We start from the raw sequence: 24,008 nt of genomic DNA on the forward strand, positions 1-24,008 counted from the left end.
CCATCGCGCCTCGCTCTGCATTTTTCCACCTGGAACGGAGCGTGATAGAATAGCATCGTGGGAGGTGCGCACGATGGCAACAACCAAACAACCACAAACGATCACTATCACGCCTGGGGACCGCATCACGGCTGCTGAGTATGCGGCCATGCCGCCAGAACAGGGCTGGCGCACAGAACTTTTCCGGGGGGTAGTCGTTCGCATGCCACTTATCAAAGACTTGCGCCACGAATGGGTGGCAGGCAATCTGTATGCTGCATTGCATGCGTATATTACGCCGCGCCGTTCGGGGCGAGCATCGATGGAGCAAGGCGGCTACAACGCCACCCTGCCAGGAGAGACTGACGAAACGATCTGGGGGCCGGATGTCGCTTTTATCAGCGCCGAGCGCCTGCCAGCGGCCCTTTCCTCCATAGCGCGGGGTGATTATGCGCCCGCGCCCGACCTGGCTGCCGAAGTAGTCAGCGCCAGCCAATCACGCCCGGAGATGGCCGAACGGGCGCAGCGGTGGCTCGCTGCGGGGACGCGCCTGGTTTGGAACGTGTGGCCGGAAAGCCAGACGGTGGATGTGTGGACGCCCGACACCCCCATGTACACGCTGAGCCTGCGTGATACCCTCGATGGCCTGGATGTGATACCCGACTTTTCTCTGCCGGTTGCTGGCTTGTTCGCCTAGCTTGCCTGGCTAGCGTGATAATAGGACGCCGTAATTACCACTCCCTTCTTTTGCTTCGTGCCCAAGTCACTTCACCCAGCCAAGAAACGATCCAGATAGGCTGGCGCCCACACTCACTCATAAGTTGGTACTATCTGGAAGGTTGAGAGCATCTGCGTGAAGGTCTGGCGGAACAGAGCGGCAGAGGCATCGTCGGCAGTGGAGTAGAACAAAAAAACCTCGTTGCTCAGAGCCATCATGACTGCCAGCCCCTGGCCGCCAGCAGACCCCGGCCCGCTCAGCAGCGGCTGGGTCGTCCCGCCAACGCTCACGGAGCCGTCAGGCGCAAACCCTGGCGGCACGGCGCTGTCAATCACATCCGGCTGATTCATGGCTGCTGTGACCGTAATGACATTCTGCGTTGGGGCCGCGCCATTGCTCCCGCTTTTCCCAGGAAAGAAGGCCACCACCTCATAGGGCGCGTTCGGCGGCTGCGGCTCCAACGTCGTGGTCCAGGTTGGAGCATATTGGATACTAAAGGCATATGTGCTGTCGCTGTAGGTCCGCCATCCGGCGATCTGAGCAGGAGTGGGATTCGCTGTCGGCGTTGCCGTCGCAATATCAGCGCCACCACCCTGCTCAGGCGGATTTGATGCCGGGGTATCGCCGCATCCACTGAGCGCCAGCAGCGCCACCAGCGCCACGACCAGACTCCATGAACCTCGCCGAGGTAATCGAACCAGACGACGCATCACAGTTCCCTCCAGCAACCAGGCATGATCGCCCGGTAATATGGTATAATTAGACACGGCTAGACCTGCCCTCGTGGGCATAAGCACATCCGTCTGGCCCCATTCTATCACCATGAGCAACGCCCTGGTTGTAAGGACATCTGCATGCGCCGACCACGTATCTATACGACCGACGCGCTCATCTTGAAGCGCATGGATTATGGCGAGGCTGATCGCATTCTGACCCTTTTCACACCGGGCCGGGGGAAGATCAAGGCCATCGCTAAAGGCGCGCGGCGCACCACCAGCCGCATCGCCGGGCATGTGGAACTCTTCACGCGCAGCCAGTTGCAGCTTGCCGCTGGCCGCGATCTGGAGATCATTACCCAGGGCGAAAGCCAGGAACGCTTCCCCCATCTGCGCGCCGGACTCTGGCACGCGACCACCGCCTATTATCTGGCCGAACTGATTGACAAATTCACCGAGGAACACAACGAATACGCCGACCTCTATACCCTATTGATTGAGAGCCTGCGTCGGCTGGATGAGGACGCAGCCAGTGCCAGACATGCCAGCAACGGACACAACGGCGCGCACGCCCTCCACGAAACTCCGGCCATTTATGCTGCGCTCTCTGGCGACATTGGAGCCGCCGGCCAGGGGAACGGGTACGCAACCGGCAACGGCCACCCAGACGCCCCCTATCGCAGCCGCGCCTGGCAGATGCTGCGCTACTTCGAGGTTCACCTGCTGGGCGATCTGGGCTATCGCCCCAGCCTGCACGAATGCGCCGCGTGCGGCTCCACGCTTCAGCCAGTCGAAAATGGCTTTAACCCCACCCTCGGCGGCGTCCTCTGCCCCAACTGTTCGCGCTACTCCCAACGTCCCATCTCCCTTCCCAGCCTGAAAGTGCTGCGCCTCCTCCAGACCAGCCCCTGGGAAAGCATTCCGCGTCTGCGCCTGGACAGCAGCCAGCAGAGCGAGATCGAATATCTGCTTCAGGCGCTGATCCGCTTCCACCTGGAGCGCGACCTGAAATCGTGGGACTTCCTGCGCCATATCCAGCCCGCGTACTAACGTTCTTGCTGGCACAGATTTTGCCACAGCACTTACCGCCCTGGCAGGCGCCAGCCTCCGAGCTTTTATGGCTGGCGGCTTCTGGCGCGGCCAGGCGTCGTGTAGGGTCTGCCAGGGCAAGGTGAGCAACATGCGCGCAATTCTTTGGATTGGTGGGATCGTCATCGTCGGCGCGGTCGTCTTCGTCGTGATTCCTGCATTCACGGTGCAGAACGCTGGCGCCGCTACGCTGGTTGCTATCAAAGGCGGGGATATTAAGGGTACGGCTACCCTTTCGCCGGTTCAGGGCGGCCAGGCAACCATGATTGATGTCCAGGTAGAGCGCCTGGAACCAAATACCACCTATGCCCTCTCTATCCGTTCCGGCTCCTGTTTTGGCAGCATCCTGACCGCGTTGCAGCCCGCTGTGACCGACATAAGCGGCAACGGCTCCAGCAGCACCACGCTCAGCGCGCAAATCCAGACTTCGTGGTTTATCATCCTGCACAACGGCAGCAGCACCAGAAACGCGGTCCTGGCCTGCGGTCAGGTCGTAGTCAACGCCGTCGTAACAGGTACGACGCCGCCACTCATCAACCCCGATACGACGCCCATCATGAACCTGACCCCCACCCCAGGGCCGCCAGGGCAATTTCCCAACACCGGCGGCGGCCCGCCACAGCAGCCATGACCGGCTGAAGCGCCCATCTTTCAGCCGCTATCCTGGCTGGAAAGGGGCAAAGACCTGCTGCCTCAACGCCGCGCCAAGCTGTTGTATCTCGGCCAGCGTTTGGGCAGTATCCGTCTGATACTGCGTGATGGTCTTCTGAGCAGCCGTCAGGTCCGGCGACAGGCTCACCAGTTCGCCCAGGAGGTCGTTTGTTACCTGACTATCCCTGGCCGCCAGGCTCCGGCAGTCGTCGAGCAGCGGCTGGTACCTGGGATCGGGAGTCGTCAGGGCATTGAGCGCCGCCTGATCGTCTCTCAGATTAGCCTGATCGCTTTGCAAAGTAGTTACCAGGCCCGCAGCGTCTTTTTGCAGTTTGTTGATGTCTGGCGGATCGCCATACGGTTGCAGCGATTGGGCAAAGCGCGCGCAGTGAGCCTGGACAGCCTGTCCGAACGTTCCCAACAGTTCGTGAGGATACGAGACCAGGCCGCCAAAGAGCAGCCCGCCCAGCAGAATCAGCGTTGCCAGCCAGACCAGTGTCACCGGCGCGGCTACGCCCGCCTGGACCTGGCGCGCCCGGCGAGCTGCCAGCAAGGCGCAGATCAGCCCTGGCAAGGACACCACGCCGCCGATCACCGGGCCAAGCAAAACGATAACGAGCAGGGTCTGATTGACCGTCAGAGGCGTCAGCGCGGCCAGGCCCATAAACATCCACGCGGTTGACGCCAGGAAGAAGCCCAGCAAACCAAAGACCCACGCCAGCCAGATCGGCCAGCCGATAGGCGTCGCTGCGTACTCGGCGAACAGCGGTCCAGTGCCACGACGCTCCGCATATTCTGCCCGCAGCGCTTGCAGAGACTGAGAATCACGCGAGTGGGGGCGCTCCTTCTTCACAACCAACTCCCTTTGCAACGCTTGCTGGTTCGCCTCTCAGCGGCGGCTACCTCTCTTCGTAGTAAAGAACGCTCTAGGGGGCTGAAATAGTTCAGTTTTTCAGCGAAGTTGCTCGGCGAAGTCGCAAAGAGAAGGCCAGTCTATGAGCGTAAGGTCAGAGCAAGGCGCTGCTTCAGGGAAATTCGCTGCGAATCTCGCGCAGTTGTTCAGATGTCAGCAAGCGAAAGAGAATCAGCAGATTTTCCAGATCGTACTCCATGCCGATAGCATGAAGTTCCTGCTTGATGCGTCCGATTGACGCCACCTGAGCAGGCGTCACCAGACCCCGGCTCACCAGCACAGCCGCCAGCAGTTGATCGTGCGTCAGAAACTTAAACAGGAGCAGCACCTCCCCTAGCCGATAATCAATATCAACCCCGCGCAAAAGCCGTTGAATGCCCTGAGCCACTTCCAATCGCTGCGGGCTGACAAGCTGGCCTTCGACCAGCACATTGCCCAGTGAACGCTCGATCTGTCCAGGCGCTACCACCGGCGCGAGCGTCTGGTTCTGATACGAAGCGGGTTGGCCGACGCCAGCCATCGGGTCCATCTCCCCTGGTAGTCGGCGCGACGGAACCGCAGTCGGCTCATCAGCATTTCTCGCCATCGTTGCGGTGCGCTCGCGCCGCAGATATTCATACTCGTTCAGAGCATCCCCACGCAGGTTATCCTCGCGCGCGCGGCTGCGCGTATCCTGTAGTTGCGGCAGCGGCTGCGGAACGCCCTGCGCCCGGCTCAGGTCGGCAAACGTCTGCTGGCCCATATAGAGCGTATCTGCCGCGCGCGGCGCGGGAGGCTGACCAGTCTGGTTCATCACGCCCATACCCTGTACGGCGTGGCTCTGCCCTCGGCCCCACTGGCTTGCCTCGGCCCCAGGCATGCTTGAGGCGTTCATCGCGTTGGGGGCAACCGCAGGGCGATACCCAGGCGCGCCGCCCTCCGCCAGCGATTTGATCGCATCGCTGATCGCCGCCAGATCGCCCATCGGCATAGAGGGATTAAACGACGCGCCATTCATCTGGCCCGCGCCTGGCATCGGAGGCATTCTATTCATTTCTTGCGCCCAGCCCCCATGAGCAGGGTTCATGGCCGATGCGCCAGGGCTGCCAGATAAAGGCAGAAACTCAGGCGGCTGCCCAGGCTGTATGCCCCCGCTGAGATTCAATACCCCCGCGATGGGCTGCTGGCGCGCCGCGTACTCCGGCGGATTCACAGGCAGCGGTATCGAGGGAACGCGCTGCTGGACCGCTGGCGCAGGGTGGCTGTTTGCTGACGGCCCCGGAGCGCGCAAAAAGCCTGAATCTGGTGGCTGGCGCGGCGGAGGAGGCACCTTCAGACGCACCGCCTCAACCAGCGCGCTGATGCCCTGGGGGCCGCGCACCTCCACATCAGGGCGTCCGCTCCCATCAGTCACATCAGGCTCGATGCCAGGCACAATATAGCGATAGGTAATCACCTGCACACCACGCCCAAATCGCTGCGCATCCAGGGCTACCCAGAACTCACGCCGACTCGTGGCCGCCTGGCCCAGATTTACCAGGGCTAATCTGACTGGATAGCGGGCAATCAGATCAAACACTTCGACAGGCGTCCGGGCAGACCGACCCTCATAGCCTTGCGAGCGCAACTGGCCCAGCAGCAGCCCGGCCAGCGATTCATCGCGCTCAAAAGCGACGATCAGCGTTTGATGTGCGCCTGCCGCCGCGCGCGGCGCGCCGGGCGCTGGGTAGCTGTGTGAGGGATTCCCCATAGCCATTCATTCCCCCATGTAACGGCATGGCTCTAGCCTGCCGGAAACGTTGCCTTCGCGGATTTGGACCAGTATAACATACCTCCCAACGCTTCCCAAGCCAGGGGTGTCCTCACCAGGACTTTGTGGGGATTCGCTGTTTGTGTTGCATCCCACCAGCAGCAATGTTACACTCTATAGCATAGAGGAATCCCCAACCGCAAGGCGTGGGGAGCGGTTAACCGAGGAAGGAATAATCAGCCATGTCTGCCTCCCAGTTTCAATCCGGTTCTGGTGGCGCTGGCGGACGGCGTGGACGACGAGGCGGCGGAGGTGGTGGGGCTGGCTCTCAAGGCCCACGCGGCCCGCGCGACCCGTACTCGTCGTCGGGATCAGGCAGCGGGGGAGAGTCGCCAGAGCAGCAAAATGATATTGCCATTCGGATGTTGCAGCGGGCGCTGGCCGAAAGCCAGGAGCGCGGCGACAAAGCGGGCACCCTCGCCAGTCATATCAGCCTGGCGGTAGCACTGCTGGAGGCCGGCCACCCCCAGGACGCGTTGGAACATAACCAGCGGGCGCTGGAACTGGCCGAAGAGTTGAAAGACGAGGTAGCCCTGGCAGCCGCTCATCTGCGCATGGGCCAGATTCAGAGCGACCTCAAAAATCACGCCAGCGCAGTTGCATCCTATGAGCGGGCGTTGGACCTCTTTCAGCAACAGGGCGATTCGTCCGGCACTGCTGCCGTCTATAGCAAGCTTGGCGAGGCATATTACCGCGAGGGAAACTATGACCAGGCCATCAGCCGGTTCCAGCAAGCTTTGCCGCTCTATCGGGAAGGGAACGATCAGGTCGCCATCGCCCTGACCCACAGCAACCTGGGCGCGGCGCGATACCATCAGGGCCAGTATGATGACGCTTTAGAAGAACACCGCGCCGCCCTGGCGATCTGGCAGCGCCTCAACAACGCTGGTGGCCTGGCGACCACCTATAACTACCTGGCGGCCATCTATAACGCCCAGGGCCACTATGACCTCGCCATGCTCAATTATGGCCTGGCAAGCGTGGCCCTGGTACGTCCAAAGCGTTAGCGAAGATCAGGAGACGCGCCGACGCGCGCGCGGATGCCGATTGCTCACCTCCGCCAGAGATGGGACCGCGCGAGCGCGCGCCGCGCGACGACGACGGCGAGGCTGCGCCTCATCCTCTGGCGCGGCAACAGCACCAGGGCTGGCAGCGGCTCGCTGCTCAGCGGGCGCTTCCGCCTCATCAACCCCAACGAGAAAGTAATTGCGCCGCAACCCCGGATCGCCGCAGACCCGCATCCGCCGATGCGCCAGCCCTTCCGCCTGCGTCGGATTCAGATGCGCCAGCGTTGGCGGCGCCCCAAAACGCTCCGCATAGCGTTCCGCCGCCTCGTTCAGCTTTTCTACCACCGCCCGCTTGGAATCGTCGTCAAACCAGAGCAAACCCAGCTTCATCATAAGCAAACCTTTCCTTGCGCAGTAGAGGTTCCAGCGGCCCCCCAGGCCGTCATAGAATATTTGTTCTATTCCAGTATAGCGAATAGACTCCCTTCCTGTCAAGAGGCTCAGGCTCTTTTGGCAGAACAAATGCGCAGGTTATCGGGAAGGAGCAGCGCACCGTAGCCTTACGGTGCGCTGCTCCTTCCCGATAAGGTTCATCTCAGGCGCTATGCCTCGGCTTCGGCTTCCGCCTCCACAGGCTCGGTGGACTCGATAACCACCGTCAGCTTTGGCTCCTTGCCCCTGGCAACATGTACCGGCACCTCATATGTCCCCACCGCGCGCAGCGGCTCAGGCAGTTCAATGGACCGGCGATCAATGGAGAGGCCGTTCTGCGCGCGGATAGCCTCGGCAATATCCTGGTTGGTAATCGAGCCATACAGGCGGCCACCCTTGCCCGCGCGGGCGCGGAAGGTGATGGTAATGTCGCTTAGCTGCGCAGACAGCGCCTGCTGTTCCGCCTCAATCTTCTCCTGTTTGCGTCGTTCCGCAGCAATGTGCTGCTTCAGATTGCCCAGCGCCGCTGGCGTGGCAGCCGCCACCAGACCCTGGCGCAGCAGGTAGTTGCGGGCATAGCCTTCCGCCACGTCTTTCACGTCGCCGGTCTGGCCCAGTCCCGTCACATCTTTCAACAAAATCACTTTCATGGCGCGTTTTCCTCTGTCTCTTTCCTTCTATCGCTCGCGCGGACGCCGCGCTTCGCTGGCGGCGCCCGCGATCATCTCTGGCAAGCGCAATCGCCCGGCTCATCGCGCCTGTTCAGCGCACATCGCACGAAAGTATAACATTGTTTGCCCTGCTGGCGCAACTTGACAACAGGCATGCGTTGCTCCTATTCTATAAGTCTATAATACTAAGAAACCGTCTACAGCGCCTGGAACCCTCAACCCCAACCTTGCGCTGCTTGCTATCCTGGACGTTGGAGGCACATGAGCTATGAGCGACGCGCCCCTGGTTCTCACCAATTTTCGCTTCGACCCCGCCGACCTTGAGCGTATCCGCGAGGCTGCCGGGCCGGGGCAGGTGATCTTTACCCCCGACCGCGATGAGTTTGACCGCACGCTCGCCAGGGCCGAAGTCGTCTCTGCCTTTCAGGTTCCCGACGATATTCTGGAGCGCGCGCCCCACCTGCGCTGGTTTCAGTTCCCCGGCGCAGGCGTTGATAACCTTCAACGCACCGGCCTGCTGCGCAAGGGAAGTCCTGTTGTCGTCACCTCCGTCGCGGGCATTCACGCGATCCCCATCAGCGAATATGTCTTTGCCAGCATGCTGATGTTCGCCCATCACTTCCCGCAAATGGTTCTGCTGCAAGAGCAGCGCGACTGGGCCATTGGCCGCCGCTGGAACGCCCTGGCCGGAAGCGAGCTTTTCGGCAAGACGCTGGGAGTCATCGGCCTGGGCGGCATTGGCCGCCGCATTGCCCAGCTTGGGCGGGCCTTTGGCATGCGCGTGCTGGGGCTGCGCCGCTCGGCTACGGGCGAAGCCAGCGACCCGGATGTTGATGAACTCTATCCCCCCAATCGCCTGCGTACCTTGCTCGGCGCTTGCGATTATGTCGTCCTGGCCGTCCCCCTGACGCCGGAAACCGAGCGGATGATCGGTGAACATGAACTGCTGGCGATGCGCCCCAACGCCTACCTCGTCAACATTTCGCGTGGGCGTGTGGTTGATGAACAGGCGCTCATTCGCGCACTCGAAAGCGGCTGGATCGCGGGCGCCGGGCTGGATGTGACCGTCGAAGAACCGCTCTCCCAGGCCAGCCCGCTCTGGGATATGCCCAATGTGATCCTGACGCCGCATATGTCGGGGCTGACCGACCAGTACAGCGCCCGTCTCACCGACATCTTCGCCGACAATCTGCGCCGCTACCGCGCCGGGGAGCCACTTTTACACATCGTAGACCCGGCTTTAGGGTACTAGCAGGCGAAGGAGTATTGGGCGCTCCCCCAGCGATGTGAAGAAGGTCACACTTCCTGTGTAATATGTAGCCCACCTCCCCCTTGAATCGTTCAGGTACAATGGAGCCAGAAGGCGGGCAGCCGGGCCGCTTCAGCAAGCCGATGCCACAAAACGCGCTGCGCGCCCGTTGCTAGAAAAAGGGGGAAGTATGTCTCTACTCACCGCTCACTGGTTAGACCTTGTGGCCGCTGTGGTGCTGTTCATCAGCATCTGGCATGGCTGGCGCAGTGGTCTGCTGGTTGGCCTGTTCAACCTGCTCAGCATCCCGTTGGGCATCGCCGCCGCCTATTTCCTTGCCCCACGAGTCGCCGCCGCCACGAATATCTCGCTAACCTATATGTACGCCATCGTCTTTTTCATCGCCGTCATCGCGGTGCATATTGTGGGCAGCGCGCTGCGCAAAGGGATGCGCAAGCGTGTCAAAATCGTGGGGGAGACCGACGCTTTGCTGGGCGCTGTCGTCGGCGGCGCGAAAGCCTGGGTTTTGCTGGTCCTGTTTCTCTTCTTCTGGGGCGGCGCGCTCAACTCTTCTGCTGTGCGCGTGGTGGCCTGTAACCTGTCGGCGGTCAACAGCACCGTTGCCAGCAACCTTGGCGCCTGGCAAACCGAATACAATCAAACGGTTGGTAACAGCGTATTCGCCCATATCAACGGCTTTATCGTTCCGCAGCAAGTGAACGCCCAGGGGTGCAGTGGGTAAAGGCTCCCGCCTCATATGCATCTCTTTGGTCCCGCTCTTGCTGATCTCTATCAAGCCTGAAGTCACAGTCGCCTGGGTGCTGATTCATCCAGACGCCCGTGTCTTTGGTATTTTTGGTATGAACGGTCCAGCTATGGTATGATCAAAGAGAGCTTCATAACTATTGGACACAAGCTCTGTCATCCATCAGACCAGTACTAGCTTTCTGAAATGTGAGGAGGGTCTTTCGTGGGGGCGCGTCGAAAACATCCAACTGGGCAGCATGCACCCAAATCAAGGCGATCCGTTGCCAGCGCCGCAGTGAGCACCGAAAAAGAGCGGGCAGCTTCCGATAAGGCTTATCTGGAGCAAGAGAATATGACAGCAGCCGGAGAGGACACCAGAACCGAGTCGGCGGAATCGTCGCCTCAAGAGACGCTGCAAAGCGGCGCGCCAGACGCCGGAGCCACAGCCAGCCCCTCCAAGACTCCCCGACAAGAAGAGGCGGGAGCCGCCACTCTGACGCCGGACACCGATGAGCAGCCGACACAGCCCCGCGTCGCCGAAGCGCCCAAAAGACCGGACGCGCCCTCAGCGCCCCAGGCGCCCGAACCGCCAGTGCCTGTCGCCCCGCCAGAACCAGCAGCGCAACCACAAAGCGATCCACAGCCGCCTGCCTCCGAAACCCCCCTGGCCGACCTGGACTGGATGCCTCCTGCCGAGGACCGGGTTGCCCGCTTCCTGAACGATGTCGCCGACATTGCGCCGCTGCCCACGCGAGACCGCGAAGGGATCGGCGCCAGCTTCATGCTGGCCTCGGCTGTTTCGCCAGAGGAGGCTGAACGCAAGAAAGCCAGAGCCGAGCCGTTCTGGTCGCAGGTGGTGGCAGCCCCAATGGAGGGGCGCGCGTCTGCCCCATCATCCCCGCGCGCGCGGCGCATCACCCGCAAACGTCGGCGGCGACGCGCCCGCTGGTTTGCCCTGGTTTCCGCCAGCGTCGTCCTGGTGGTCATTGGCCTGGCGGTGGTGGCCTTGACCCACCCGGAACTGCTGCATCTCAAATAGGGCTAATTGCCAGCAGGGGACGGAGGCTACGCCGCCAAGTCCGCCGACGCGGACTCCCCACTCGCGTCGGCGCGGCGTCTGGGCCTGTAGCGCCGCCTTCCAGGCGGCTCAACGCTGGCCTGCTGGTACAGCGGCTTGAAGGGCGAACGCGCTCCCTGGCGAAGCGTTGGCCGCCTGGAAGGCGGCGCTACAAGTGGCCTCCCCACCCGTACAGGAGGAGCGTTGGCGTGGAAGGGGAGGGTGCGCGCTGGCGCAGCGGTGGCCGCCAGGACAGCGGCGCTACAGGTGGACGCTGCTTGCCCTGCTAGACCTTCGCCCTCAGTCATGCTACAATAGGCCAGACACCCCACCTACATAACACAGCATCGGCGCCAGGAGGAAACGACATGACACTACTGGAAGGCAAGACCGCGCTGGTTTCTGGCGTGGCAAATAAACGCAGCATCGGCTGGGGCATCGCCCAGGCGCTCGCCGACGCCGGAGCGCGCCTGGCATTTACCTACCAGACCCGCATGGAGAAGATGGTCCGCGAACTGGTTGAAACCATCCCCAACAATCCGCTCTTGATTGAATGCGATGTGCAATCCGACGAGGAACTGGATCGCGCCTTCAGTGAGACCGATGAAGCCTTCGGCGGGCTGGACATCCTCATTCACAGCGTTGCCTTTGCGCCCCCCGCCGAACTGGAAGGGCGCTTCATAGACACCAGCCGCGAGGGCTTCAAGAACACGCTGGACATCAGCGCCTACTCGCTCATTGCCATGACCAGACGCGCCGAGCCGCTGATGGCAAAGCGCGGCGGCGGCAGCGTCGTCTGTCTCACCTATATGGCGAGCGGGCGCGTCTTCCCCAAGTATAACGTGATGGCCGTCGCCAAAGCTGCCCTGGAGTGCAACACGCGCTATCTGGCCTATGAGCTTGGCCCGCAAAATATTCGCGTCAACGCCATTTCCGCCGGGCCAATCAGCACGCTGGCGGCGCGCGGTGTCAAGGGCTTCACCGACATGCTCTCCCATCAGGAGGAAACCGCGCCCCTGCATCGCAATATTGATCAATCCGATGTCGGCGCGCTGGCCCTCTTCCTGTGCAGCCCGGCGGCGCGCAACATCACGGGCGGCGTCCATTTCGTGGACGCCGGCTTTAACATCATGGGCATCGGATGACCTATCCCCCAGGAGTCCTGGGACGCTTGCAAGACCTGCCAAACTTTGCTAGAGTGAGGCAGGTCTTTGCGTCTAGGGAAAGGCGCAGCCAACAGAAACAAGGGGACACGCGATGCAGAAAGAACCACCAACGCCGGACGATGCCGACACCACTGCGGCAGATCAGGATACATCTTCCGACGCCACCGGATCTCCGTCGCTCTTTTCGGCAACGCGGGCCAGCAGAATCCGACGCGGCGGCAGTTCCAAAATATCGGGGGCCATCCCCGGCAGAACGCCCGCGCCAGGAGGGCCAGCGGATGCCGACGCAACCACCGTCGCCAGTTCACGCCCTGTTCGCCCCAGCGGGCCGCGCACCTACGCGCATGTGCTGGCGGGCCTGTGCTATCTGGTCCCGCCGATTGCGCCCGCGATCATTCTCTTCAGCCCGACGCCCCATCGTTTCGCGCGCTTCCACGCCATTCAGGCGCTGGCGCTGTTTATCGTTGGGGCGACGCTGAGCTTCCTGCTCAGCCTCTTCACGCCCACCAATCTGGTCCTGGGCATCCTTTATGTTCTCCTGGTCATTGCGGTGGTTGTCCTGATTCTGCTCTGGATGGCGGCGGCCATTGCCTCTTTTGAGGGCCTGGGGGTAGTCCTGCCGCTGCTTGACCGACTCATTCCGCGCACCGCCGACCTGGAAGAAGACGTGAGCAGGCGGTCCATTGGCCCGCGCGCCAATCTGGAGTTTGCCATCGCCTTCGGAGCCAGCGTCATCCTGCTTGCCCTGACCGTCGTACTGCCCCTGATCGGCTGGTTCAACAAGCTTTCCGCCAAAAATCTGACGCCGCTGGGTCTGTCAAAAGGGCTGCCCGTCTGGATGGTCGTCTCGTCGCTGCTCTTCAGCCTGATCTTCGCCGCCATTGGCCTGACTGTGCTGGCGGTGCTGCTGATGGGCCTGCGCAAAGGCTTGTTTCTTCCCGAGCTGGCAAGCGGCGCAGCCGTCTTTGGCGCGGCGCTGACCGCCGCCGGGACCGGCCTGCTGATCGCCGATACGCTGCAAAACTCGCTCTATAGCAAGCTGTCGCAGCAGTTCCAGAACACAGTCAGCAGCGCGGCGCTGCCCGGCCCCAAAGCGAAGACCGACGCCTTTGCTCAGACAATCATCGCCGGGCGCAATGCCCTCGACACCATCGCCCCAGGACACGCCCTGCTGCTGCCTGGCGCGGTGATGTTTCTGCTGGGGCTGGGCATCTTGCTCTTCCTGCTCTCGCAGCTTTACTACAAGAAATGAGCGATCAGCTTCGCTTGGGCGGGTATGAGACGAAGACCGTCTTGACCTCGCTGAACTCCTCGACAGCGCCGGGGCCAAGCTCGCGGTGGCCGTTGCCGCTGCTCTTCACGCCGCCAAAGGGCAGGTGCGGCTCCGCGCCCGTCGTGGGGGCATTGAAGTAGATCAATCCCGACTGAATATCGCGCATCGCCCGGAAGACTTTGCGCATATCCTCCGTATAGAGCGCGCAGGACAGCCCGTACTCGGTGGAGTTGGCAACCTGAATAGCCTCCTCGTAGCTCTCCACCGGAATCACCGACAGCACCGGGCCAAAAATCTCTTCGCGGGCGATGCGCATCTCCGGCGTCACCTCGCTAAAGACCGTCGGCGCGTAGAACGCGCCAGCCGCCAGCGGGCCATCGCTGTAGGGCTGGCCGCCAGTCAGCAGCTTCGCGCCCTCTCGCTGGCCGATTTCGATATACTCATGCACCGCGCGCACCCGTCCCGTATTCACGAGCGGCCCCATCTCTGTCTCCGGCTCCAGTCCATCGCCCACGCGCAGCCTTTCCGCCGCTGCCACGATGCGCTCGTTAAACGCTTTCAGCGCGCCGCGCTGGATAATCACACGGCTGGTCGCCGTACAACGCTGGCCCGTCGTGCCAAAAGCCGCCCAGGCCACGCCCGCCACAGCTTCATCCAGATTCGCATCGTCCAGAATGATGATCGCGTTCTTCCCGCCGAGTTCCAGGCTGCACCGCCGCAGATCGCGCCCGCAGAGTTCGGCCACGCGCCTACCCACCTCGGTTGAGCCAGTCAGCGAGATCATCGCCACGCGATGATCCGTCACCAGCGCGTCGCCCAGCGTGCCGCCGGGGCCAGTCACCAGATTCAGCACACCAGGGGGCAGCCCGGCATCTTTCAGCGCCTCCACCAGCTTGACCGCCAGCAGCGGCGTATCACTGGCGGGCTTCAGCACGACGGTATTTCCAGCCACCAGCGCGGGGAACGTCTTCCACGCCGGAATCGCCATCGGGAAGTTCCAGGGGGTAATAATGCCGACGACCCCCAGCGGCTGACGGATGGTCAGACAGATTTTATCGGGCAGCGCAGAGGGAACGGTTTCACCTTCGGCGCGGCGGCCCTCGCCCGCGACATACTTGCCAAAGTCTACAGCCGTCTGCACATCGCCGCGCGTCTCTTTCAAGACCTTGCCCATCTCGCGGGTCATCAGGCGGGCCAGGTCTTCCATGCGCTGCTCCAGCAACAGCGCCGCCCGCAGGATGATTTCGCCGCGCGCCGGGGCGGGCAGGGTACGCCAGGCGGGCAGCGCCGCCTCAGCGGCTTGAAGCGCCGCGTCCACATCGGCAGCGTTTGATTTTTGGAAACGGCCAATTACCTCGTCAGGGTGGGCCGGATTGGTGTCCAGAAAGGTCTCGCCGGAGACGGACTCGCGCCATTCCCCGCCGATATAGTTTTTATAGGTTTGCATTTCTGTGGCTGTCGTAGCCATAGCGGTTGTTCTCCTTTGAACAGTAGTGAACACGAGAATAGCTCAGATGAAGCCATGCGAAAGCGCGACGCTGGCAGGCAGCGCCGCTGCACAAACGCGGGGCGCACACCTCCAGTATTATAGCACGAGTGCCCGTGTGCCTTCTCTTGCGAGAGACCCGCAGAGCAGGGTATAGTATTGTCTGGAATGCCACAGAACCTTTTACGCGAGTAGAGCCGCTGAACAGAGCGAGGCGCCTGCTGGCGTTTTTGATGCCATACGCGATGAGAAGGGGATTCGATGCCAGGGGCCATCGGAGGGAGAATGTTTGGTTATGTCAATTCTTATCCCGCGTGAGGATAAGTTCTACCGCCTCTTTGAGCAGGCGGCAGCCAACGTCTTGCGCGGCGCTGAGCTTCTCAACGACCTGCTGAACCATTTTAGCGAGGTTGCCACCAAAGTCAAGTTGATTCAGGCAGCGGAACACGAGGGCGATGCCCTCACCCATGAAATCTTCGAGCAACTGAACCGCACCTTTGTTACCCCGCTGGACCGCGAAGATATTGCCGCCATTGCCCACGCGCTCGACGATGTGCTCGACTTTATCGAAGCCAGCGCCGACGCCTTCCAACTCTACGACATTGACGAGCCAACTCCAGCGGCGATTGAACTGGGCGGGCTGATTCTGCAAGCCAGCCAGCAGGTCGAAAAAGCGATTCTGGCGCTGCGCCATCGCAAGCAGGCTGCGCAAATCCGCGAGGCGGTTGTCGAGATCAACCGGATCGAGAACCTGGCCGATCAGGTCTATCGCGGGGCCATGAGCAGCCTGTTCCGGCAAGCCGACCCGGTGCTGATGATTAAGTGGAAGCAAGTCTACGACTATCTCGAACAGGCCACCGACCTGTGCGAAGATGTCGGAGATGTGCTTCAAGGAGTGCTGTTGAAGAATGCTTAGGGGAGTCTAAGATGCTGGCCCCACACAGTACGGGCGCGCTGATCTTCTTAATCCTGACGATCATCGTGGCCCTCGCGTTCGACTTTACCAACGGTTTTCACGATACCGCCAATGCCATCGCCACCAGCATTTCCACCCGCGTACTTTCGCCGCGCGTTGCCATCCTCATGGCCGCCATCCTTAACTTTGTTGGCGCGTTCATCAGTACCAACGTCGCCAAAACCATTGGCAGCGATGTCGCTCAGACAACCGCCCTGACTTCGGTGGTCGTGATGTCGGCGCTGCTGGCGGCCATCAGTTGGAACCTCTTCACCTGGTATTATGGCCTGCCGAGCAGTTCATCGCACGCGCTGATCGGCGGCATCATCGGCGCGACAGTCGCGGGGTCAGCAGGGAGCTTCAGCGTCTTAAATGCTGGTGGCATTCTCAAAATCGTGCTGTCGCTGGTCCTCTCCCCTATTGTTGGCTTTCTCATTGCCTACATACTGGGCCTGGCGCTGCTCTGGCTCTTTCGTGGCTTTGCGCCCGCGCAAGTCACCACTGCCAGCCGCTGGCTCCAGCGGGTCAGCGCCGCCTTTGTGGCTTTCAGTCACGGCTCCAACGACGCGCAGAAGACGATGGGTGTGATTACCGCCGCCGTCCTGGCCTATCAGTTTGGCACAACGCCGACCAAGTTCAGCGTACCGGATTGGGTGATTATCCTCAGCGCCACTGCAATGGCCCTTGGCACCAGCTTTGGTGGCTGGCGCATCATCAAAACAATGGGCATGCACATGGTCAAGCTGCGCCCACTGGACGGCTTCGCCGCCGAAAGTTCGTCAGCCCTGGTAATTATCCTAGCCACAAAGTTGGGGCTGCCCGTCAGCACGACGCACACCATCGCCGGATCGATCATGGGCGTGGGCGCGCGCCAGCGCCTCTCAGCGGTGCGCTGGGGCGTGGCGGGCAACATGGTCTTTGCCTGGCTTCTGACCGGACCAATCACCGCCGTACTGGCCGCCGTGATCTATTTGCTCTTTCACCTGATCGGCCTCTAACCACAGCCGCAGCCGGTCACGTATCGGCGGCAGAGCGGTCTGCCGCCACAGTGTTGGGGGCAGGCGGCGCAGGGCTGGTCGAGCGCATTGAGTGATAGCCCTGGCGACGCCGGAGTTTGACACCGCTGCGCGCCGCTCCATATAATGCTCCCGAAGCATCTAAACTGCACCTGTCGCCGCAGCAGGAAAAGAAGGGAAGCACATGAGCGTGAGCGATGAGACGGTCATTCAAGATATAGTGGCCCGCGAGATTCTGGACTCGCGCGGCAATCCGACGGTTGAGGTTATGGTGACGCTGTTGGGCGGCGCGGTGGGCATAGCTGGCGTCCCTTCGGGCGCGTCCACAGGCGCATACGAGGCCGTGGAACTGCGCGACGGCGACAAGAGCCGCTACGGCGGCAAAGGCGTGCTGAAGGCGGTCAAGAATGTCAACGAGGCGATTAACGATGCTGTCACGGGCCTGGACGCGCTGAATCAGGTGGCGCTGGATGAGACGCTGCTGGAACTGGATGGCACGCTGAACAAAGAGAGCCTGGGCGCGAACGCCATCCTGGGCGCGTCGCTGGCAATCTCCAAGGCGGCGGCGGCGGCGCTGGACCTGCCGCTCTATCGCTACCTGGGCGGCGTCAGCGCGGCTACGCTGCCGGTGCCGATGATGAATATCCTCAACGGTGGCAAGCACGCCGAAAACTCCACCGATCTGCAAGAGTTTATGATCCTGCCAACGGGCGCGACCTCGATGAGCGAAGCGGTGCGCATGTGCGCGGAGGTCTATCACGCGCTGAAGCAGGTGCTGCATGATCGCAAGCTGAATACCAATGTCGGCGACGAGGGCGGCTTCGCGCCGTCGCTGGGGTCCAACCGCGAGGCGCTGGAAGTGATTCTGCGAGCGATTGAGGCGGCGGGCTACAAGCCCGGCACAGACATACATATGGGGATGGACCCGGCAGCCAGCGAGCTATACGACAACGGCAAATATGTGCTGGCGCGCGAGGGGCGCACGCTCAGCGCCAGCGAACTGATCGATCTCTATGAAAAGTGGGTCGCGGAATATCCGATTATCAGCATAGAGGATGGGCTGGCCGAGGATGATTGGGAAGGCTTCGCGCTGCTGACGCAGCGGCTGGGCGGCAAGATTCAGATTATGGGCGATGACCTGTTCGTCACCAACCCGGAGCGCCTGGGGCGCGGTATCCGCGAGGGCGTCTGCAACTCCATTCTCATCAAGCTCAATCAGATTGGCACACTCACCGAGACGCTGGCGGCGATTGAGATGGCAAAGCGAGCGCGCTACACGGCGGTGGTTTCGCATCGCTCCGGCGAGACAGAAGACATGACGATTGCCGATCTGGTCGTGGCAACCAATACCGGGCAGATCAAGGCCGGCGCGCCCGCGCGCAGCGAGCGCGTGGCGAAATACAATCGTCTGCTGGCGATTGAGCAGGAGCTTGGCCGCGCCGCCCGCTATGCCGGGATGGAGGCGTTCTATAACCTCCGCCGCTAGCTGTCTTTAGACTCTGGCGAGCGAGCCGATGAAGGGTACGCGGTCCACCATCCAGAAGGCAACGGGCGTGCCGATGATCGTCGCGGCGCAGGCGAAGGCGGCGGTAATCCAGATGCCGCTGAGCCACCAGCCGACCAGCAAAAAGTAGATGATGCGCAGCAGAAGGTTGTACTGCTGCGGGCCGTGTGCGCGGTGCTGAATCCGGCCTCTGGCATCCTCGTAGACCTCCACTGTGCGCCTGCGCGCTTTGAGCGTCATGATCGCCGGGAGCCAGTCAAAGAGATAGAGCGCCAGCGGAATGCCGATAATGATGGCTTCCAGAAAAAAGGCGACGGTGACGACAGCATAACCGACCCACCAGCCGATCAGCAGGAACCAGAGAAAGCGCAAGATGATATTCGGGCTTTTGCCCTCAGTGATGACGACCTTTTGTGACATGCACGCTCCCTTTCAAGACCTATCTGTATGGACGAATACCCACTCCGGCTGAACACTCCCTGTAGCGCCGCCTTCCAGACAGCCAACGGTTAGCCGCCTGGAAGGCGGCGCTGCAAGTGGCCGCTCGCATGCAACCGGCTCTGCCGTTATGCCTGGAGCAGCGGAAACACCTCGGCAGCGGTGAAGCGCGCCATGTCCTCTGGTCCCAGCGGGAAAAGCAGCAGCGCGTCAGCGCCCGCGTTCAGAAAGGCGCGCATCTTTGCGACACACTCCTCGGGCGTTCCCGAAATAGTCATGTCCTCAATCCATGCCTGGGGCATCTCACGGGCAACGACGCCTGGCCCACCACGCGCGATCATATCGGCCAGTTGCTCGCTGATCCCATAGAGATCGGTGATAGCAGTTGGACCCAGCGCCGCGAGGACGAAAGACAAAAAGCCGCGCGTGGCTTCCTTCGCCTTCGCGCCATCGCTGCCCACCGAATAGAGGGTGATCACCGGGAAGCGATGAGCATTAGTCCGTCCGGCGCTCTTCATCCCAAGAGCTACTTGCTGGCGCGCCCACGCAACAAACGCGGGCGTCGCCGTGAGGTTGAGCAGGGTGCCTTCGGCGTATTTGCCGGAGACACGCAGCAATTTGGGGCCGGAAACCCCAAGATAGAGCGGGACTTCTTCCCTGGGAGGATGGGCGAGTTTGATCGCCGAGGACGAGAAATATTGCCCGGTGGCAGTCAGTTCCTCGCCAGAAAGCAAGGCGCGCACGCTGGTGAGGCATTCGCGCACCACTGTGGCCGGGGCAGCGGGGTTATAGCCCATCTGATGCACCCACATGGGCAGACCCAGGCTGATGCCAGGGCGAAAACGCCCTGGAAAGAGCCGGGACACTGCCGCAATCTCCATCGCCAGCACCGCCGGATGGCGCGAGAGCGCCGAGACAATGCCAAGGCCGACGGGAATCCGTTTGGTTGCGTTGAGGGCAGCCAGCGCCACCGAGAAGCCACCGCCGCAGAAATAATCTTCGGCTACCAGGATTTCAGCGTAGCCCAGTTCTTCAGCGAGAGCGGCAATCGGGGCGATCTTCTCCGGGGGGATAGCTGTGTCAATAATCCAGCCAAGGGGGATACCTTCCTGATACGCCATAAATCCGCCTCCTTGTATGACAAGACGCTCAAGGGACACTGCCGCTATCAGAGTACCACAAAACCGCCCGTATGGCCGCCCCTTTCAGCAAGACCAGGGCGTGACGCCTGTTATCCCAGGTATTCCAGCGCGGCGCGCGCCATGACCTCGACGCCAAGAGGCATTCCGGCTTCATCAATTCTGAAGCGCGGGCTGTGATGCGGCGAGTCTTCATAGGCGCTGTCCTGCGCTCCCAGCGAGAAATAGCAGCCGGGGACGGCGTTTAGGAAATAGGCCATGTCGTCGCTGGCGCTGGCGATCACCTGATCAAGCGTGTTCTGTGCGCCAACCGTCTCAGCAGCGGCGCGCCGCACCAGATGGCACATCTCTTCGTCGCTGACACACGGCGGGCAGCCCTCAAGAAGCTCGAAGCTGGCGGTGGCGCGCACACTCGCCGCGACCTGCCGGGCCAGTTCCTCGATGCGTCTGGTCAGATGGGTACGCACCTCCTCGTCGAAGGTGCGGAACGTGCCTTCCAGCACGACTTCATCGGCGATCACGTTGCGGGCAGTGCCGCCGTGAAAACTGCCGATGGTGATGACGGCTGGCTGGAATGGCGACACTTCGCGGCTGACGAGCGACTGAAGGGCGACGATAATCTCGGAAGCGGCCAGAATAGGATCAACCGACAGGTGCGGCATCGCGCCATGTCCGGCGCGCCCGCACACGCGAATATTGAAGCTGTCGGCGCTGGCAAGCCCCGCGCCGCTGCGTACCACGATCTGGCCGACGGGTAAACGACTGGCGATGTGCAAGCCGATCACGGCGTCCACGTCGGGATTTTTCAGCGCGCCATCGGCGATCATGGGCTGCGCGCCGCTGATCCGCTCTTCGGCTGGCTGGAAGAGAAAGGTCACGTTGCCGCGCAGTTCGTCCCGATGCGCGGCCAGCAGGTCAGCGAGCGTGAGCGCGATGGCGGCGTGAGTATCGTGGCCGCAGGCGTGCATCTTGCCAGGCGTTTTGGACTTGAAGGGCAGCTCGTTCTCTTCCTGCACCGGCAGGGCGTCAATGTCGGCGCGAATGGCGAGCGTCTTGCCGGGCTGGCCGCCGCGCAGCACGCCGACCACGCCGGTTTTGGCAATGCCGGCACGCACCTCCAAACCGCTGGCGCGCAGACGCTCGGCAATGATGCCAGCGGTGCGCGTCTCCTCGAAGGCTAATTCGGGATGCTGGTGAAAGTCGCGGCGCAGGTCGATCAGGGCGCTGTGGCGCTGAGCGACCTCTTGTTTAATATCCATGGAAATGCTGCTCCTTTACGAAGATGCTCATACGAAGACCAAAGACAAGGGAAGATGATACAGGGCAGACGCTCTTAGCGGGTTGCCGTTTCGGTAATCGCCACCACGCGCCCGCCAGTCATGGCCTGCAAGTCGGCTGGCGTCAGTTGAAAGACGGCGCGCGGCGTTCCGGCGGCAGCCCACAGCGTTGGGTACTGCATGAGCGTTTCGTCAATGAACGCGGCGACTCGCTCACGATGCCCCAGCGGCGGCACGCCGCCTACCGCAAATCCGGTGTGCTGGCGCACAAAGTCGGCGTCAGCTTTCTCGATGGGTTCGCCGACGAGTTCGCTCAACTGCCGCTCATCCACGCGGTTTGGGCCGCTCGCCAGCGCCAGAACTGGCGTCTGACTCTGGCCGCCCTTGAAGACCAGCGATTTCACGATCTGCCCAGGCTGGCATCCTACGGCCTGCGCCGCCTCTTTCGCCGTTCGCGTCGAAGCGGGCAACTCTACCACCTGATGCGCGAACCCCTGCTGCTGCAAGATGTCCTGAAAGCGCCGCGCGCTGGCGCTCAACTCTTCTGGCACGCTGCGCTCCTTCTGGCTGCTCGCGTCACGCGAGCGTTTCCTTGTGCGCTCATTGCAAATAGTCCAGTGCGGCGCGGACCATGACCTCAACGCCGACAGGCAGACCACCCTCGTCAATCTTAAAGCGTGGACTGTGATGCGGCGCGTCGCAGCCAGTGGCCTGATTCTGCACGCCAACGATGAAATAGCAGCCAGGGACGGCATCGAGGAACAGGGCCATATCGTCGCTGCCAGTGGTCAATTGGTCGTCGCGGATGTTGTGCGCGCCCACCGTCTCAGCAGCGGCCCGCTCTACCAGGCGGGCCATGTTCGCATCACTGACACAGGGCGGGCAGCCGCGTACCATCTCAACATCAACCGAGGCGCGCATAGCCGCGCCCACGCTTTCAGCAACCTCTTTGATACGTGTCTCCAGATGGGTACGGTCCGCTTCGGAGTAGGCGCGGAACGTGCCTTCCAGCACGACTTCATCGGGGATGATATTAAAGGCGGTCCCGCCGTGAATACTGCCGACGGTCACAGCGGTGGGGCTGAAGGGCGAGACTTCGCGGCTGACGAGCGACTGGAGGGCGACGACGATCTGCGAAGCAGCCAGGATGGGGTCAACGGAGAGATTGGGCATCGCTCCATGACCGCCGCGCCCGCGCACGCGCAGCGTGAAAGCGTCGGCGCTGGCGAATGTGGCTCCGGCGCGCACGCCTACCTGCCCGACGGGGAGGCCGCTCAGCAGGTGCAGCCCGATCACCGCGTCAACATCGGGGTTTTTCAGCGCGCCATCAGCGATCATAGGCTGCGCGCCACCGATGCGCTCCTCTGCGGGCTGGAAGAGGAAGGTGACATTGCCGCGTAGCTGGTCGCGGCGGCTCGCCAGAATATCGGCGACAGTCAAACCGATGGCGGTATGGCCGTCGTGGCCGCAGGCGTGCATTTTACCGGGCGTTTTGGACTTGAAGGGCAGATCGTTCTCTTCTTGAATCGGCAGCGCGTCAATATCGGCGCGGATAGCCAGCGTTTTGCCGGGCTGGCCGCCGCGCAGCACGCCAACCACGCCGGTTTTGCCGATGCCGGTACGCACTTCCAGCCCACTGCCGCGCAGGCGCTCGGCGACGATGCCAGCGGTGCGCGTCTCTTCCATCGCCAGTTCAGGGTGCTGATGAAAGTCGCGGCGCAGATCTATCAAGGCACTGTGACGCTGAGCGATCTCCTGTTTGACATCCATTAAGAGCGGCTCCTTTGCAAGCATAAGATAAGGGAACAGATGGCAGCCTGGACCCTTATCTTAACCCTTCCGTCAACGTTTTTGCCAGCCCCCACATACTGGTGGGTTCTACCAAAAAGCGGCGGCCTGTGTACCGCCGCCGTCTCGGCGGCTCGCCATCTGTAGCGCCGCCGTCTCGGCGGCCAACGCTGCGCCAGGGCGAGCGTTCGCCCGCCAAGCCACGGCGCCAGCAGGCCAACGCTGGCCGCCGAGACGGCGGCGCTACCAGCGGCAACCCCCGATCATTGGTGGAACCGAAAAGTGGCTACTTCAGCACGCGATCAAAGGCGTGGCGCAGCGCCCAGGCGCGCTCATCCACATCGCTGAGCATCTGCGCCTCGGTCAGCCCTTTTTTCAGGGTATCGAGCGCGCGCGCCTGGCCCGGAAAGCCGCGACTGATCTGCGCATTGACCAGCGTAAGCGCAGTAGCAAGATAGAGCCGGGCGCAGCCAGCACTATCACCCCGATTATAACGCGGCGCTCCAACAGAGATCGCGCCTTCGATGGCCGTCTGCATCTCGCTGAGAGAGCCAATCGCTGCGATGTCGGGGAGTTCCAGAAGCGCCAGCAGGTATTCTTGAATCTCGGTCAGAGGCATAGGGGCCATTACTTCCACCAGCGGGCGGCTCCGCTGGCGGGCGGCGAGGGTGAAAGCTTCGGTAGCAGCGAGCGGGCCAGATGATAGGTCGGCCAGCGGGCGCAGCAGGGCCAGCGCCGCTCTCGGCCAGCCAGGGCCGGATTCCTCGGGGGTTTCCAGCAGGAGGGCCAGCGCCAGGCAGGCATGAGTATAAAATGTCTGGCGCTCGTTCAGATTTTTCTGCTGCTCGGCCCGCGCCATGATGCCCTGGATGGCGGTTTTCAGTGAGAGAAGCTGCATAGAAGAAATCTCCAGAAATGAAGGACGCAATGCGCGGACGTGAACCATAC

At 62.0% G+C, this 24,008-nt stretch carries 24 protein-coding genes; 12 read left to right on the top strand and 12 right to left on the bottom strand.

Annotated elements, in window-relative coordinates; genetic code table 11:
* Positions 1-73 precede the first annotated feature (73 nt).
* Entirely contained in the window at positions 74-676 is a 603-nt protein-coding gene (locus VH599_17580) for a Uma2 family endonuclease (GenBank protein HEY7350134.1), read from the top strand.
* A 113-nt stretch (positions 677-789) separates the two neighbouring features.
* Here VH599_17580 and VH599_17585 read toward each other — a convergent pair whose 3' ends face one another.
* Positions 790-1,407 carry a hypothetical protein gene (locus VH599_17585; GenBank protein HEY7350135.1) on the bottom strand — a complete coding sequence of 206 codons (618 nt, stop codon included), beginning with the start codon at positions 1,405-1,407 and terminating at the stop codon, positions 790-792.
* Positions 1,408-1,551: 144 nt separating this feature from the next.
* Between VH599_17585 and recO the strand changes: the two genes are divergently transcribed.
* Positions 1,552-2,463: a DNA repair protein RecO gene (gene recO / locus VH599_17590; protein ID HEY7350136.1), complete on the top strand. Its 912-nt coding sequence runs from the start codon at positions 1,552-1,554 to the stop codon at positions 2,461-2,463.
* Between the two features lie 130 nt (positions 2,464-2,593).
* Positions 2,594-3,133: a hypothetical protein gene (locus tag VH599_17595; protein HEY7350137.1), complete on the top strand. Its 540-nt coding sequence runs from the start codon at positions 2,594-2,596 to the stop codon at positions 3,131-3,133.
* 27 nt (positions 3,134-3,160) lie between these two features.
* On the opposite strand, the gene VH599_17600 is transcribed toward VH599_17595, so the two are convergent.
* Both VH599_17600 and VH599_17605 read right to left on the bottom strand, forming a co-directional pair.
* The gene (locus VH599_17600; protein ID HEY7350138.1) at positions 3,161-4,006 is read right to left on the bottom strand and encodes a hypothetical protein; all 846 of its coding nucleotides are present in this window, start codon (positions 4,004-4,006) and stop codon (positions 3,161-3,163) included.
* A 172-nt stretch (positions 4,007-4,178) separates the two neighbouring features.
* Positions 4,179-5,795: a hypothetical protein gene (locus tag VH599_17605; GenBank protein ID HEY7350139.1), complete on the bottom strand. Its 1,617-nt coding sequence runs from the start codon at positions 5,793-5,795 to the stop codon at positions 4,179-4,181.
* A 242-nt stretch (positions 5,796-6,037) separates the two neighbouring features.
* On the opposite strand from VH599_17605, the gene VH599_17610 reads away from it, so the two are divergent.
* Positions 6,038-6,862 carry a tetratricopeptide repeat protein gene (locus VH599_17610; GenBank protein ID HEY7350140.1) on the top strand — a complete coding sequence of 275 codons (825 nt, stop codon included), beginning with the start codon at positions 6,038-6,040 and terminating at the stop codon, positions 6,860-6,862.
* Between the two features lie 6 nt (positions 6,863-6,868).
* Here the strand turns inward: VH599_17610 and VH599_17615 are convergent, their stop codons facing one another.
* Both VH599_17615 and rplI read right to left on the bottom strand, forming a co-directional pair.
* Positions 6,869-7,255 (bottom strand): hypothetical protein, encoded by a 387-nt coding sequence (locus tag VH599_17615; protein ID HEY7350141.1) that lies wholly within the window; start codon positions 7,253-7,255, stop codon positions 6,869-6,871.
* Positions 7,256-7,464: 209 nt separating this feature from the next.
* A complete protein-coding gene (gene rplI / locus VH599_17620) occupies positions 7,465-7,944 on the bottom strand; it encodes a 50S ribosomal protein L9 (protein ID HEY7350142.1) in 480 nt (159 codons plus the stop codon).
* 289 nt (positions 7,945-8,233) lie between these two features.
* Here rplI and VH599_17625 point away from each other — a divergent pair, with 289 nt between their 5' ends.
* The 5 genes from VH599_17625 to VH599_17645 all read left to right on the top strand — a co-directional run bounded on the left by VH599_17625 (position 8,234) and on the right by VH599_17645 (position 13,436).
* On the top strand, positions 8,234-9,217 hold the full coding sequence (locus VH599_17625; GenBank protein HEY7350143.1) for a D-2-hydroxyacid dehydrogenase: 984 nt from the start codon (positions 8,234-8,236) through the stop codon (positions 9,215-9,217).
* A 187-nt stretch (positions 9,218-9,404) separates the two neighbouring features.
* Positions 9,405-9,956 (top strand): CvpA family protein, encoded by a 552-nt coding sequence (locus VH599_17630; GenBank protein ID HEY7350144.1) that lies wholly within the window; start codon positions 9,405-9,407, stop codon positions 9,954-9,956.
* Between the two features lie 357 nt (positions 9,957-10,313).
* Positions 10,314-11,000, top strand: coding sequence for a hypothetical protein (locus tag VH599_17635; GenBank protein ID HEY7350145.1), 687 nt, complete (start codon positions 10,314-10,316; stop codon positions 10,998-11,000).
* Between the two features lie 386 nt (positions 11,001-11,386).
* Positions 11,387-12,163, top strand: a complete 777-nt coding sequence (locus tag VH599_17640) for an enoyl-ACP reductase (GenBank protein ID HEY7350146.1) — start codon at positions 11,387-11,389, stop codon at positions 12,161-12,163.
* Between the two features lie 112 nt (positions 12,164-12,275).
* The gene (locus VH599_17645) at positions 12,276-13,436 is read left to right on the top strand and encodes a hypothetical protein (protein HEY7350147.1); all 1,161 of its coding nucleotides are present in this window, start codon (positions 12,276-12,278) and stop codon (positions 13,434-13,436) included.
* Positions 13,437-13,440: 4 nt separating this feature from the next.
* On the opposite strand, the gene VH599_17650 is transcribed toward VH599_17645, so the two are convergent.
* The gene (locus VH599_17650) at positions 13,441-14,925 is read right to left on the bottom strand and encodes an aldehyde dehydrogenase family protein (protein HEY7350148.1); all 1,485 of its coding nucleotides are present in this window, start codon (positions 14,923-14,925) and stop codon (positions 13,441-13,443) included.
* 313 nt (positions 14,926-15,238) lie between these two features.
* Between VH599_17650 and VH599_17655 the strand changes: the two genes are divergently transcribed.
* From VH599_17655 to eno, 3 genes are all read left to right on the top strand, one after another.
* Positions 15,239-15,859 (top strand): DUF47 family protein, encoded by a 621-nt coding sequence (locus VH599_17655; protein ID HEY7350149.1) that lies wholly within the window; start codon positions 15,239-15,241, stop codon positions 15,857-15,859.
* An 11-nt stretch (positions 15,860-15,870) separates the two neighbouring features.
* Positions 15,871-16,896, top strand: coding sequence for an inorganic phosphate transporter (locus tag VH599_17660; GenBank protein ID HEY7350150.1), 1,026 nt, complete (start codon positions 15,871-15,873; stop codon positions 16,894-16,896).
* A gap of 202 nt (positions 16,897-17,098) precedes the next feature.
* On the top strand, positions 17,099-18,400 hold the full coding sequence (gene eno, locus VH599_17665; protein HEY7350151.1) for a phosphopyruvate hydratase: 1,302 nt from the start codon (positions 17,099-17,101) through the stop codon (positions 18,398-18,400).
* A 6-nt stretch (positions 18,401-18,406) separates the two neighbouring features.
* Here eno and VH599_17670 read toward each other — a convergent pair whose 3' ends face one another.
* The 6 genes from VH599_17670 to VH599_17695 all read right to left on the bottom strand — a co-directional run bounded on the left by VH599_17670 (position 18,407) and on the right by VH599_17695 (position 23,958).
* Positions 18,407-18,838 (bottom strand): hypothetical protein, encoded by a 432-nt coding sequence (locus VH599_17670; GenBank protein HEY7350152.1) that lies wholly within the window; start codon positions 18,836-18,838, stop codon positions 18,407-18,409.
* A 146-nt stretch (positions 18,839-18,984) separates the two neighbouring features.
* Complete coding sequence (locus tag VH599_17675) at positions 18,985-19,977, bottom strand: LLM class flavin-dependent oxidoreductase (GenBank protein ID HEY7350153.1); 993 nt, start codon at positions 19,975-19,977, stop codon at positions 18,985-18,987.
* A gap of 110 nt (positions 19,978-20,087) precedes the next feature.
* Positions 20,088-21,254, bottom strand: coding sequence for a M20 family metallopeptidase (locus VH599_17680; protein ID HEY7350154.1), 1,167 nt, complete (start codon positions 21,252-21,254; stop codon positions 20,088-20,090).
* A gap of 74 nt (positions 21,255-21,328) precedes the next feature.
* A complete protein-coding gene (locus VH599_17685) occupies positions 21,329-21,823 on the bottom strand; it encodes a YbaK/EbsC family protein (protein ID HEY7350155.1) in 495 nt (164 codons plus the stop codon).
* 49 nt (positions 21,824-21,872) lie between these two features.
* On the bottom strand, positions 21,873-23,042 hold the full coding sequence (locus VH599_17690; protein HEY7350156.1) for a M20 family metallopeptidase: 1,170 nt from the start codon (positions 23,040-23,042) through the stop codon (positions 21,873-21,875).
* 304 nt (positions 23,043-23,346) lie between these two features.
* The gene (locus VH599_17695; protein ID HEY7350157.1) at positions 23,347-23,958 is read right to left on the bottom strand and encodes a hypothetical protein; all 612 of its coding nucleotides are present in this window, start codon (positions 23,956-23,958) and stop codon (positions 23,347-23,349) included.
* Between the last annotated feature and the right edge of the window lie 50 nt (positions 23,959-24,008).

It is taken from the genome of Ktedonobacterales bacterium (assembly GCA_036557285.1).
GTDB lineage: Bacteria > Chloroflexota > Ktedonobacteria > Ktedonobacterales > DATBGS01 > DATBHW01.

Excerpts from the sequence above, each read along its gene's own strand:
- VH599_17630 (HEY7350144.1), top strand. The coding sequence starts at position 9,405 with ATGTCTCTACTCACCGCTCACTGGTTAGACCTTGTGGCCGCTGTGGTG.
- eno (HEY7350151.1), top strand. The coding sequence starts at position 17,099 with ATGAGCGTGAGCGATGAGACGGTCATTCAAGATATAGTGGCCCGCGAG.
- recO (HEY7350136.1), top strand. The coding sequence starts at position 1,552 with ATGCGCCGACCACGTATCTATACGACCGACGCGCTCATCTTGAAGCGC.
- VH599_17670 (HEY7350152.1), bottom strand. The coding sequence starts at position 18,838 with ATGTCACAAAAGGTCGTCATCACTGAGGGCAAAAGCCCGAATATCATC.
- rplI (HEY7350142.1), bottom strand. The coding sequence starts at position 7,944 with ATGAAAGTGATTTTGTTGAAAGATGTGACGGGACTGGGCCAGACCGGC.
- VH599_17585 (HEY7350135.1), bottom strand. The coding sequence starts at position 1,407 with ATGCGTCGTCTGGTTCGATTACCTCGGCGAGGTTCATGGAGTCTGGTC.
- VH599_17660 (HEY7350150.1), top strand. The coding sequence starts at position 15,871 with ATGCTGGCCCCACACAGTACGGGCGCGCTGATCTTCTTAATCCTGACG.
- VH599_17640 (HEY7350146.1), top strand. The coding sequence starts at position 11,387 with ATGACACTACTGGAAGGCAAGACCGCGCTGGTTTCTGGCGTGGCAAAT.
- VH599_17595 (HEY7350137.1), top strand. The coding sequence starts at position 2,594 with ATGCGCGCAATTCTTTGGATTGGTGGGATCGTCATCGTCGGCGCGGTC.
- VH599_17650 (HEY7350148.1), bottom strand. The coding sequence starts at position 14,925 with ATGGCTACGACAGCCACAGAAATGCAAACCTATAAAAACTATATCGGC.
- VH599_17580 (HEY7350134.1), top strand. The coding sequence starts at position 74 with ATGGCAACAACCAAACAACCACAAACGATCACTATCACGCCTGGGGAC.
- VH599_17655 (HEY7350149.1), top strand. The coding sequence starts at position 15,239 with ATGTCAATTCTTATCCCGCGTGAGGATAAGTTCTACCGCCTCTTTGAG.
- VH599_17615 (HEY7350141.1), bottom strand. The coding sequence starts at position 7,255 with ATGATGAAGCTGGGTTTGCTCTGGTTTGACGACGATTCCAAGCGGGCG.
- VH599_17680 (HEY7350154.1), bottom strand. The coding sequence starts at position 21,254 with ATGGATATTAAACAAGAGGTCGCTCAGCGCCACAGCGCCCTGATCGAC.
- VH599_17610 (HEY7350140.1), top strand. The coding sequence starts at position 6,038 with ATGTCTGCCTCCCAGTTTCAATCCGGTTCTGGTGGCGCTGGCGGACGG.
- VH599_17695 (HEY7350157.1), bottom strand. The coding sequence starts at position 23,958 with ATGCAGCTTCTCTCACTGAAAACCGCCATCCAGGGCATCATGGCGCGG.
- VH599_17635 (HEY7350145.1), top strand. The coding sequence starts at position 10,314 with ATGACAGCAGCCGGAGAGGACACCAGAACCGAGTCGGCGGAATCGTCG.
- VH599_17690 (HEY7350156.1), bottom strand. The coding sequence starts at position 23,042 with ATGGATGTCAAACAGGAGATCGCTCAGCGTCACAGTGCCTTGATAGAT.
- VH599_17605 (HEY7350139.1), bottom strand. The coding sequence starts at position 5,795 with ATGGGGAATCCCTCACACAGCTACCCAGCGCCCGGCGCGCCGCGCGCG.
- VH599_17645 (HEY7350147.1), top strand. The coding sequence starts at position 12,276 with ATGCAGAAAGAACCACCAACGCCGGACGATGCCGACACCACTGCGGCA.
- VH599_17675 (HEY7350153.1), bottom strand. The coding sequence starts at position 19,977 with ATGGCGTATCAGGAAGGTATCCCCCTTGGCTGGATTATTGACACAGCT.
- VH599_17625 (HEY7350143.1), top strand. The coding sequence starts at position 8,234 with ATGAGCGACGCGCCCCTGGTTCTCACCAATTTTCGCTTCGACCCCGCC.